At 76.6% G+C, this 11,566-nt stretch carries 2 protein-coding genes; both read right to left on the reverse strand.

Annotated elements, in window-relative coordinates:
* Positions 1 to 1,390 (reverse strand): type I polyketide synthase (locus AQJ66_RS35060; protein ID WP_167359212.1); only part of this gene is annotated, 1,390 nt, incomplete at its 3' end.
* 83 nt (positions 1,391 to 1,473) lie between these two features.
* On the reverse strand, positions 1,474 to 11,566 hold a 10,093-nt coding region (locus AQJ66_RS35065; protein ID WP_061930480.1), incomplete at its 5' end, for a type I polyketide synthase.

Raw genomic sequence — 11,566 nt, forward strand, 5'->3', positions numbered from 1 at the left:
CGGCCGGCTCGACCGCCTCAGCGGCCTCCTCCAGCACCACATGCGCGTTCGTGCCGGAGATGCCGAAGGACGAGACGCCCGCACGCCGGGGGCGGTCGGGGTCGCGGGGCCACTCCCGTGACGCCGTGAGCAGTTCCACGGCGCCCGTGGACCAGTCGACGTGGGAGGAGGGCCGGTCCACGTGGAGGGTGCTCGGCAGCAGTCCGTGCTGGAGGGCGAGCACCATCTTCATGACACCGGCGATCCCCGCGGCGGCCTGGGTGTGACCGATGTTGGACTTCACCGAGCCCAGCAGCAGGGGGTGCGGGCGGTCCTGGCCGTACGTGGCGAGCAGGGCCTGCGCCTCGATCGGGTCACCCAGCGACGTCCCCGTCCCGTGCGCCTCCACCGCGTCCACGTCCGCCGCCGACAGACCAGCCGCCGACAGGGCCGCACGGATCACCCGCTGCTGCGACGGGCCGTTCGGCGCCGTCAGGCCGTTGGAGGCGCCGTCCTGGTTGACGGCACTGCCCCGGACCACGGCCAGCACCCGGTGACCGTTGCGCCGGGCGTCCGACAGCCGCTCCAGCAGCAGCAGACCCGCCCCCTCGCCCCAGCCGGTGCCGTCCGCGGCGTCCGCGAACGGCTTGCAGCGGCCGTCGGTGGCCATGCCGCCCTGCCGGCTGAACTCGACGAAGGCTCCCGGGGTGGACATGACGGCGACACCGCCGGCGAGCGCCAGGGAGCACTCGCCCGCCCGCAGGGCGTGCACCGCGAGGTGGAGTGCGACCAGGGACGAGGAGCAGGCCGTGTCCACGGTGACCGCGGGGCCCTCCAGGCCGAGGCTGTAGGCGACGCGGCCGGAGACCACGCTGCCGGTGTTGCCGGTGAGGATGTGGCCCTCGACTTCTTCGGGGATCCGCCGCAGCCCGGAGCCGTACTCCTGGTTGCTGCAGCCGACGAAGACGCCGGTGCTGCTGCCGCGCAGGGCGGCGGGGGCGAGGCCCGCGCGTTCCACGGTCTCCCAGGCGACCTCCAGCAGCAGCCGCTGCTGCGGGTCCATGGCCAGGGCCTCGCGGGGCGAGATGCCGAAGAAGTCGGCGTCGAAGCGGTCCGCGCCCCGGACGAAGCCGCCCCGGGTGGCCGCGCTGCCGCCGGCGCCGTCGTGCCGGGACAGGGCGTCGAGGTCCCAGCCACGGTCGGCGGGGAAGTCGGTCATGGCGTCGCCGCCGTCCGCGAGCAGCTGCCAGAAGTCCTCCGGGGTGTCGGCTCCACCCGGCCAGCGGCAGGCCATGGCGACGATGGCGACCGGCTCGGTCATCGCCTGCTGCAACCGTTGGTTGTGCTTGCGCAGCCGTTCGTTCTCCCGCAGCGAGGCGCGGAGGGCTTCGACGACTTTTTCGGAGGACATGCTCAGCTCCACACTTCGCACTTCGATGCGGACACGGGGCCAGACGGGCTGGAGGTGGGGGGGAGGGGGAAGGGGCGCGGCGCTCAGTCGTCGTCGCCCAGGGCCATCCGGACCAGGTCGTCGACGTCCATGTCGTCGACGTCCACCGCGGAGCCGCCGGTCGCGGCGGGGTCGTGCGCGGCCGGATCGGTGCGCGGGGCCGGGGCGGCGGGTGCGAGCTCCATCAGGGCGTCCAGGAGTCCGGACTCCCGGAACCTGGTGATCGGGATGGAGGTCAGCAGCCTGCGGATGGCCGCCTCGTCGGGTTCACCCGGGGCCGCCGGGTGGGCCGCCGCCGGGGCGGGGTCGGCGAAGTGCTCCCTGCACAGGTGGTCGGCGAGCGAGGCCGGGGTCGGGTAGTCGAAGACCAGGGTGGCGGGCAGCAGGACGCCGGTCGCGGTGTTCATCCGGTTGCGCAGTTCCACGGCGGTGAGCGAGTCGAAGCCGAGTTCCTTGAAGGTCTGGTCGGGGTCCATCCGGGTCGCGGAGGTGTGACCGAGGACGGCGGCCACCTGCCGGCAGACCTCCTCCGCGAGCCGGCGGTGCCGCTCGGCGCCGTCGAGCCGGGCCAGTTCGGCGGTGATGCCGGCGCTGCCGCCCGCGTCGGCGACGGCCGTGCCGCGGATGACGGTGCGCCGGGTGCGGGCCAGGCCGGCCAGCAGGGGGTGCGGTGGGCCGTCGGCGCCGAGCCGTGCCGGGTCCACGGCCAGGGGCGCCTGGACGGCGGCCGGCTGGTCGAGTGCCTCGGTGAACAGGGCCAGGCCCTCCTTGGGGCTGATCGGGGGCAGTCCGGCGCGTTCCATCCGGCGGATGTCGGTGTCGGTGAGGCCGCTGGTCATGCCCGTGGTCTGGGACCAGGGCCCCCAGGGCAGCGACAGGGCGGGCAGGCCCAGGGCGCGCCGGTGCTCGGCGAGCGCGTCGAGGAAGGCGTTGGCCGCGGCGTAGTTGGCCTGGCCGGGGGCGCCGAGGGTGCCGGCGACGGAGGAGAACAGGACGAAGGCGGCCAGGTCGAGGTGGCGGGTCAGCTCGTGCAGGTGGACGGCGGCGTCGAGTTTCGGGCGCAGTACCGCGGCCAGCCGGTCGGGGGTGAGCTGGTCCACGACCGTGTCGTCCAGGACGCCGGCGGCGTGCACGACCGCGGTCAGCGGGTGCCGGGCGGGTACGGAGGCGAGCAGGGCCGCGGCCTGGTCGGGGTCGGCGAGGTCCGCGGCCTCGATCCGTACGTCGGCTCCGGAGGCGGAGAGTTCCTCGCGCAGCCGGGCGGCGCCGGGGGCGGCGGGTCCGCCGCGCGAGGCGAGCAGCAGACGGCGCACGCCGTGCTCGGTGACCAGGTGGCGGGCGAGCAGGGCGCCGAGGCCGCCGGTGCCACCGGTGATGAGCACGGTGCCGTCCGGGTCGAGGGAGGCCGGGACGGTGAGGACGACCTTGCCGGTGTGGCGGGCCTGCGACATGTACCGGAAGGCTGCCGGGGCGTGGCGGACGTCCCAGGCGGTGACGGGGAGCGGGGTGAGCACGCCGGCCTCGAACAGGTCGACCAGGGTGGTGAGCATGCGGCCGATGCGGTCGGGGCCGGCCTCGACGAGGTCGAAGGCCCGGTAGTGGACGCCGGGGTGCCGGGCGGCGACGTCGTCGGGGTCGCGGACGTCGGTCTTGCCCATCTCCAGGAAGTGTCCGCCGCGGGGCAGCAGGCGCAGGGAGGCGTCCACGAACTCGCCCGCGAGGGAGTCGAGGACCAGGTCGACGCCGCGGCCGCCGGTCGCGGTGCGGAAGGCGTCCTCGAAGGACAGGTCGCGGGAGGACGCGAGGTGGCTGTCGTCCAGTCCGGCGGCGCGCAGGGTGTCCCACTTGGCGGGGCTCGCGGTGGCATAGACCTCGGCGCCGAGGTGACGGGCGAGCTGGGTGGCGGCCATGCCGACGCCGCCGGCCGCGGCGTGGACGAGGACGGACTGGCCGGCCTCGACCCGGCCGAGGTCGACCAGGGCGTAGTAGGCGGTGAGGAACACGATCGGTACGGTCGCCGCCTGGGCGAAGGTCCAGCCGTCGGGGATGCGGGCGACGGTGCGGGCGTCGGCGACGGCGACGGGCCCGTAGGCGGCCGGGAACATGCCCATGACGCGGTCGCCGGGGTGGAGACCGGTCACGCCGGGGCCGGTCTCGGTGATCACGCCGGCGCCCTCGAGACCGAAGTCCCGCGCGGGGCCGGGATACATGCCGAGCGCGTTGAGGACGTCGCGGAAGTTGACGCCCGCGGCGCGGACGGCGATACGTATCTCGCCGTCGGCGAGGGGGCGTTCGGCGGCGGGTGCGGGGACGAGTTCCAGGCCGTCGAGGGTGCCCTTGCGGACCGTGTCCAGCCGCCAGGCGGCCCCGGTCCTGGGGTGCGGCGGCCGCAGGGCGGCGGACGGTTCGACGCGGGTCAGCCGTGGCCGTCGTACGGCGCCATCGCGCAGGGCGAGCTGGTCGTCCGGGCCCTGCAGGGCGGCGGGCAGCGCGGCGAGGGAGGCGGTGTCGGTGTCGACGAGGACGAACCGGCCGGGGTGCTCGGACTGGGCGGAGCGGACCAGGCCCCAGGCGGTGGCGGCGGCGGGGTGGCCGACACCGGGTCCGTCGGTGACGGCTCCCCGGGTCACCAGGACGAGCCGGGTGCCCGCGAGGGCCGGCTCGTCGAGCAGTCGGCGGACGAGGGTGAGCGCCTGCCGGGCCGCCGTGTGCCCGGCGCGGTCCAGGGAGGTGTCCGCGTCCTCGTCGGGGAGGACGGCGAGGAGGGTGGCGGGCGGGTCCCCGGCGGTGGCGAGGGCGGTGAGGTCGGCGGTGCCGGTCAGGTCGGCGGGCACGCCGGCGGCGGCGAGCCGGGCCGCGAACGCCCGTCCGGGGGCGTCCGCGAGGACGGTCAGCGGTGCCGGGACCGGCGCGGGCCGCCCGTCGGGGTCCGGGCGGGGCTGCGGCTCCGGTCGCGGCTGCCAGTCGAGCCGGTAGAGGTCTCCGGCGCCCCGCTCGGGGCGGGTGCGCAGGACGCCGGGGTCGACGGCGCGCAGGGTGAGGGAGCCGATGGTGGCGACGGGCCGCCCGGTGGTGTCGGCGAGGTCGAGGGCGACGGCGTCGCCGCCGAGCGGGGTCAGCCGGACGTGCACGGCGGTGGCGCCGGTGGCGTGCAGGGCCACGTTCCGCCAGGAGAACGGCAGCCGGCCGGGGGCGGAGTCGTCCAGCCGCAGGAAGGCGGTGGCGTGCAGGGCGGCGTCGAGCAGCGCGGGGTGCAGGCCGTAGCGGGGAGCGTCGGCGTGCCCCTGCTCGGGGAGGGTGATCTCGGCGTACACCTCCTCGCCGGAGCTCGGGCGCCAGGCCGCGCGCAGTCCCTGGAAGACGGGCCCGTAGTCGAACCCGGCCGCGGCGAGGCCGTCGTAGAGGTCTTCGACGGGGAGTTCCTCGGCGTCCGCGGGCGGCCGCACGGGGAGCGGGGCGTCGGGTTCGGGGGCGGGGCCGGCGGCGAGGACGCCGTCGGCGTGGAGGGTCCACGGCCGGTCGGGTCCGGCGTCCACGGGGCGTGAGTGGACGCCGATCGGGCGGTTGCCGTCGGTGTCGGGGGTGCCGAGGCGCACCTGCAGGGTGAGGGCCTGTCCGGGGGCCAGCGACAGCGGCTCGACCAGGGTCAGTTCGGCGACCCGGTCGCAGCCGGCGCCGGCGCCGGCCTGCAGCGCCAGGTCGAGGTAGGCGGTGCCGGGCAGGACGGCGGTGCCGCCCACGGTGTGGTCGGCGAGCCACGGCTGGTCGGGCAGGGAGAGCCGGCTGGTGAAGACGTGGCCGCCGGAGTCGGCGAGGTCGACGCGGGCGCCGAGCAGCGGGTGGCCGGCGTCGGCGAGGCCGGCGGCGGCCAGGGCGCCCGCGCTCCGGGTGGGAGCGCCGGGCCAGTAGCGCTGCCGCTGGAACGGGTAGGTGGGCAGGTCGACGACGTGGCCGGGGCCCGGCTGGACGGCGCTCCAGTCGACGTCCGCGCCGTGGCTGTGCGCGCGGGCCAGTCCGGCGAGCAGGCCGGCGGTCTCGTCCCGGCCGGGGCGCACCAGCGCGACGGCCGCGCATCGGTCGGGGGCGGTGACGGCGTCGGCGGCGAGCGCGGTGAGCGTGCCGTCGGGGCCGATCTCCAGGTAGCGGCGGACGCCGAAGCCCTCCAGGGCGCGGATGCCGTCGTGGAAGCGGACGGCCTGGCGTACCTGGCGTACCCAGTGGTCCGGGGAGCGCAGTTCGTCGGCGGCGGCCGGGCGGCCGGTGAGGTCGGAGATCACCGGGATGCGCGGCTCGTGGTAGTCGAGGGCCGCGGCGGCCTCGCGGAAGGGGCCGAGCACGGGTTCCATCAGCGGGGAGTGGAAGGCGTGGCTCACGCGCAGCCGCCTGGTGCGCCGGCCGAGGCCTTCGACGCGGGCGGCCACGTCGAGGACGGCGGCCTCCTCGCCGGAGACGACGACCGACCGGGGACCGTTGACGGCCGCGATGCCCACGTGGTGCTCGCGGCCCTCCAGGAGCGGCAGCACCTCCTCCTCGGTGGCCTGCAGCGCGATCATGGCGCCGCCGTCGGGGAGGGCGTCCATCAGCGTGGCGCGGGCGGCGACCAGGGCGCAGGCGTCGGGCAGCGAGAGCACCCCGGCCGCGTGCGCGGCGGCCAGCGCGCCGATGGAGTGGCCGAGCAGGTGGTCGGGGGTGACGCCGAGGGAGCGCACGAGCCGGTACAGGGCGACTTCGAAGGCGAACAGGGCGGGTTGGGCGTAGCCGGTCCGCTCCAGCAGCGGTCCGGTGTCGCCGAGGACGGCCTCGCGCAGGGGCGTGCCCAGGATCTCGGGGCCGAAGTGGGCGCACACCTCGTCGAAGGCGTCGGCGAAGACGGGGAAGGCGCGGTACAGCCCGGCGCCCATGCCCGGGCGCTGGGCGCCCTGCCCGGTGAACAGGAAGGCGGTGCGGCCGCTGCGGACGGCGGCACCGGTCTCGTCGGCCGGCGATTCGCCCGAGGCGAGCCGGGCCAGCCCGGCGAGCAGGTCGTCGCGTCCGGAGCCGAGGAGCACCGCGCGGTGTTCGAAGGGTGTGCGGGTGGTCGCCAGGGAGTGGCCGACGTCGGCGGCGGACAGCCGCGGGTGCCGGGTGAGGTGGTCGAGGAGCCGGGTGGCCTGGGCGCGCAGGGCCTCGGGGGTGCGGGCGGCCAGGGGCCAGGCGAGGGTGCCGTGCGCCGCGGGCCGGGGCGGTGCCGCAGCGGCCGGGTGTCCGTCCGGGGCGGGCGGTGCCTCCTCGACGATCACGTGGGCGTTGGTTCCGCTGAAGCCGAAGGAGGAGACGCCGGCGCGCCGGGGCCGGTCGGCGTCCTGCGGCCAGGGCCGGGCCTCGGTGAGCAGCCGTACGGCCCCGGCGTCCCAGTCGACGTGCGTGGACGGGTTGCCGGCGTGCAGGGTGCGGGGCAGTTCGGCGTTGCGCAGCGCCAGGACGGTCTTGATGACGCCGGCGACGCCCGCGGCGGCCTGGGTGTGTCCGAGGTTCGACTTGACCGAGCCGAGCCACAGGGGCCTGGTGCGGTCCTGCCCGTAGGCGGCGAGGAGCGCCCGCGCCTCGATCGGGTCGCCCAGGACGGTTCCGGTGCCGTGTCCCTCGACGGCGTCGACGTCGTCGGGGGCCAGGCCGGCGTCCGCCAGGGCGGCCCGGATGACGCGCTCCTGGGACGGGCCGTTGGGCGCGGTCAGGCCGTTGGAGGCGCCGTCGGAGTTGACGGCGCTGCCCCGGACCACGGCCAGTACCCGGTGCCCGTTGCGGTGGGCGTCGGAGAGCCGCTCGACCAGCAGCATGCCGGCTCCCTCCCCCCAGCCGGTGCCGTCCGCGTCGTCGGAGTAGGCCTTGCAGCGTCCGTCCGGGGCGAGGCCGCGCTGGCGGCTGAACTCCAGGAAGGCCGCCGGGGTCGACATGACGGTGACACCGCCGGCGAGCGCGAGGTCGCACTCGCCGGCGCGCAGCGCCCGTACCGCCCAGTGCAGGGCGACCAGGGACGAGGAGCAGGCCGTGTCCACGGTGACCGCCGGGCCCTCCAGCCCGAGGGTGTAGGAGACGCGGCCGGAGACGACGCTGGCGGCGTTGCCGGTGCCCAGGTATCCGTCGGTGTCCTCCGCGGAGTCGTGCAGCAGCGTGGTGTAGTCCTGGCCGTTGGTGCCGGCGAAGACACCGGTGCGGGAGCCGCGCAGCGTGCGCGGGTCGAGGCCCGCGCGTTCCACTGCCTCCCAGCTCACCTCCAGCAGCAGCCGCTGCTGCGGGTCCATGGCCAGGGCCTCGCGGGGCGAGATGCCGAAGAAGGCGGGGTCGAACCGGTCGGCTCCGGTGAGGAAGCCGCCGGTGCGGGTGTAGCTGGTGCCCTCGTGACCGGGGTCGGGGTGGTAGAGGGAGGCGAGGTCCCAGCCCCGGTCGTCGGGGAAGCCGGTCAGGCCGTCGCCGCCGGAGGCGAGCAGGTCCCACAGCCGCTCCGGGGTGTCGGCTCCGCCCGGCAGCCGGCAGGCCATGCCGACGACGGCGATGGGCTCGTCCGCGCCGGTGGCCGTGGTGCGGGTCCGGACGGCGGCCGGGTGCGGGGTGTGCGGATCGCCGGTCGGCAGGACGCGCAGCAGGTGAGCGGTGAGGGCGGCCGGGGTGGGGTGGTCGAAGGCCAGGGTGGGGGCGAGCCGCAGACCGGTCCGGCGTTCGAGCGCGTTGCGCAGGTCGACCGCGGTCAGCGAGTCGAAACCGAGGTCGCGGAAGGCGCGTTCGGGGTCGGCGGGGGCGCTGTCGGGGGCGTGGCCGAGGACGGCGGCGATCTCCGTCTGGACCAGACGCAGGACGGCGGCCGGCCGTTCGGCCTCGGGGAGCGCGGCGAGGCGACGGCCCGCTCGGCCCCCCGGCCGGGCGGCCGCGCCGGTACGGCGCACGGGGGCGGCGGGGTCGCGCAGCAGGGCCGGGGCGGGGGTGGCGGCGGCGCGGGCCGCGGCGAGGTCCAGCCGCATGGGCAGCAGCACCGCCCGGTCCTGTGCCAGGGCGCGGTCGAGCAGGGCGAGCGCGTCCTCGGTGGGCAGGGGTGCCATGCCCGCGCGGGTCATGCGTCCGCGGTCGGCCTCGCCGAGTCCGGCGGTCATGGCGCTGTCCTCGGCCCACGGTCCCCAGCCGAGGGCGAGCGCGGGCCGGCCCTGCGCCCGCAGGGTGGCGGCCAGCGCCTCCAGGAAGGCGTTGGCGGCGGCGTAGTTGCCCTGGCCCGGGCCGCCGAAGGTGGCGGCGGCGGAGGAGAACAGGACGAACGCCGACAGGCCGAGCTCCCGGGTCAGCCGTTCCAGGTGCACGGCGGCGTCCACCTTCGGCCGCAGCACGGCCGACAGCCGCTCCGGGCTCAGCGCTCCGATGAGCCCGTCGTCGATCACCCCGGCCGCGTGGAACACGGCACCGAGCGGGTGCTCCTCGGGCACGGCGGCCAGCAGCTCGGCCAGCGCGTCGGGATCGGCCACGTCGCAGGCGGCGACCGTCACCTCGGCTCCGGCCTGTTCGAGGGCCGTGCGCAGTGCGGCGGCACCGGGCGCCGCCGGGCCGCGCCGGCCGGCGAGCACCAGGTGGCGTACCCCGTGCGCGGTCACCAGGTGCCGCGCGACGGCGGCGGCGAGGGTGCCGCCCGCGCCGGTGATCAGTACGGTCCGCCGCGGGTCGAGGGCCGGGGCCGTGGCGTCGGCGCCGGTCAGGGGGCGGGTGAGACGGGCGGCGTGCACGCGCCCGCCGCGCAAGGCGATCTCGGTCTCCCCGCCGTGCACCGCGTCGGCGGCGGCGGCCACGAGGGCGTCGGCGCCGGGTGCCGTGAGCGGGCTGCCTTCGTCCGCCGTGCCGTCGGTGTCCACGAGGAGGAGCCGGTCGGGGTTCTCCGACTGGGCGGAGCGGACCAGACCGCGTACGGCGGCCGCCGCGAGGTCGGCGACCGGCTCGCCGCGGACGGACACCGCGTTCCGGGTGACGACGACCAGCCGGGCTTCCGCCGTCCGCTCGTCGGCCTGCCAGCGCCGCAGCGCGGTCAGCGCCCTGTGGGCCGACTCGTGTGCGGACGCGGGCAGTTGCCCACCGGCGCCGCTCAGGGGCAGGAACACCAGGTCGGGTACGGCCGCGCCCGAGTCGTCGGCAGCGGTGAGCAGGGCGTCGAGGTCCGAATACCGTGCGGCGCCCGCGGGGGCGGGCCCGTCGCCGAGGACGGCCACGCGTGCGGGCGGCAGCGGCCCGGCGCCGCCGGGCAGTTCGGCCCAGTCGACGGTGAACAGGTCGTCACCGGCCCGCACGCCGGCGGACGGCAGGGGCAGCTCGGCGGCCGGGGCCAGGGTGACCGCGCCGATGGTGGCGACCGGGGCCCCGTCCGGGTCGGTGAGGTCGAGCCGCAGCCCGCCGTCGGGCAGTGCCCGCGCCCGGACCCGCAGCGCCTCCGCGGAGGCGGTGTGCAGGGTGCACTCCCGCCACGCCACGGCGACCCCGCCGGGACGGCCGAGCGCGGGAACGGCGTGCAGGGCGGCGTCCAGCAGGACGGGGTGCAGCGCGACCCGCGGGGCGTCCCCCCGGAGCTCCTCCGGTACGGCGACCTCGGCGTACACCTCGTCGCCGGCCCGCCACACGGCGGTGAGCGCACGCAGGGCGGGACCGTGGTCGAGTCCGGTCTCCTGCAGCAGCTCGTAGAGGGCGTCGACTTCGGTGACCTCGAGCTCCCGCGCCCCGGGCGGAGGCCAGGCGGCGTCGGTCCCGGCCCGTTCCACGGACTCGGGGGGCTCGGCACCGCCGGGTGCCAGGACACCGCGGGCGTTGCGGGACCAGGGCCGGCCGGTGTCCTCGTCGTCCGCCCGGGCGGCGGTGCCGGTGACCGGACGGGAGTAGCAGGCGAAGGGCCTGGCACCGTCGTCCCTCGGACCGTCGAGCACGACCTGGACCTCGACGGGACTGTCGCCGTCCAGGACGAGAGGCTCCTCCTGGTCGAGTGCGGCGAGGTGGTGGCAGCCGACCCGGGCGCCGAGGTGCAGGGCGAAGTCGAAGTAGGCGGCCGTGGGCAGCACGATGGTGCCGGCCACGGCGTGGTCGGCAAGCCAGGGATGCGTCCGGGTGGAGAGCACCGTGGTGGAGACCACCGCGGACGAGTCCGCCAGGGTCACCGCGGAGCCGAGCAGTGGATGTCCGCTGCCGCGCCACCCGCTGCCCGGCGGCGCGTCGAGCCAGTACCGGCGCCGCTGGAAGGCGTAGGTGGGCAGGGTGACGTCGCGTGCGCCGGGGAACAGCGCGGCCCAGTCGGGGCTGTGCCCGTGCACGTGCAGCGCGGCGATCGCGCCGAGCACGGCGGCCGGCTCCGGACCGTCCTTGCGCAGCGCGGGGACCGCCACCCGCGAGCCGTGGTCCAGCACGGACCGGGCGAGGGCGGTGAGGGTGCCGTCGGGGCCGAGTTCGAGGAACCGGGTCGTCTTCGTGCCGGCGAGGGTGTGGAGGGCGTCGACGTAGCGGACGGTCGCCGTGACGTGGTCCACCCAGTACTCCGGCGACATCAGCTCATCCGCACTCGCGGACGCGCCGGTCACCGTGGACACGATAGGCAGCGTCGGCCGCTCGTACGACAGGCTCTCGGCGACCGCGCGGAAGTCGGCGAGCATCGGTTCCATCAGCGGCGAGTGGAAAGCGTGGCTGACGCGCAGGGACGTGACCTTGCGCTCCTGGGCACGGAAGTGCGCGGCGATCTCCTCCACGGCTTCCGCCACGCCCGAGACCACCAGTGCCTCGGGGCCGTTGACCGCCGCGATACCGACCCGGTCGTGAAGCAACGGCAGCACCTCGGCCTCGGTGGCCTGCACCGCGACCATCGCGCCGTCCTCCGGCAGCGCCTGCATCAGCCGGCCACGCGCCACCACCAGGCGGCAGGCGTCCTGAAGGGACCACACCCCCGCCACATGCGCCGCCGCGATCTCACCGATCGAATGCCCGGCCAGCACATCCGGCCGCACACCCCACGACTCCAGCAACCGGAACAGCGCCACTTCCAGCGCGAACAGGGCGGGCTGCGCGAACTCCGTCCGGCCCAGCACGTCGTGATCGTCGCCGAAGACGATGTCCCGTAGGCTGAAAGGCAGTTCGGCGTCGACCGCGTCGAAA

Source organism: Streptomyces bungoensis (genome assembly GCF_001514215.1).
In the GTDB taxonomy this organism is placed as follows: Bacteria; Actinomycetota; Actinomycetes; order Streptomycetales; family Streptomycetaceae; genus Streptomyces; species Streptomyces bungoensis.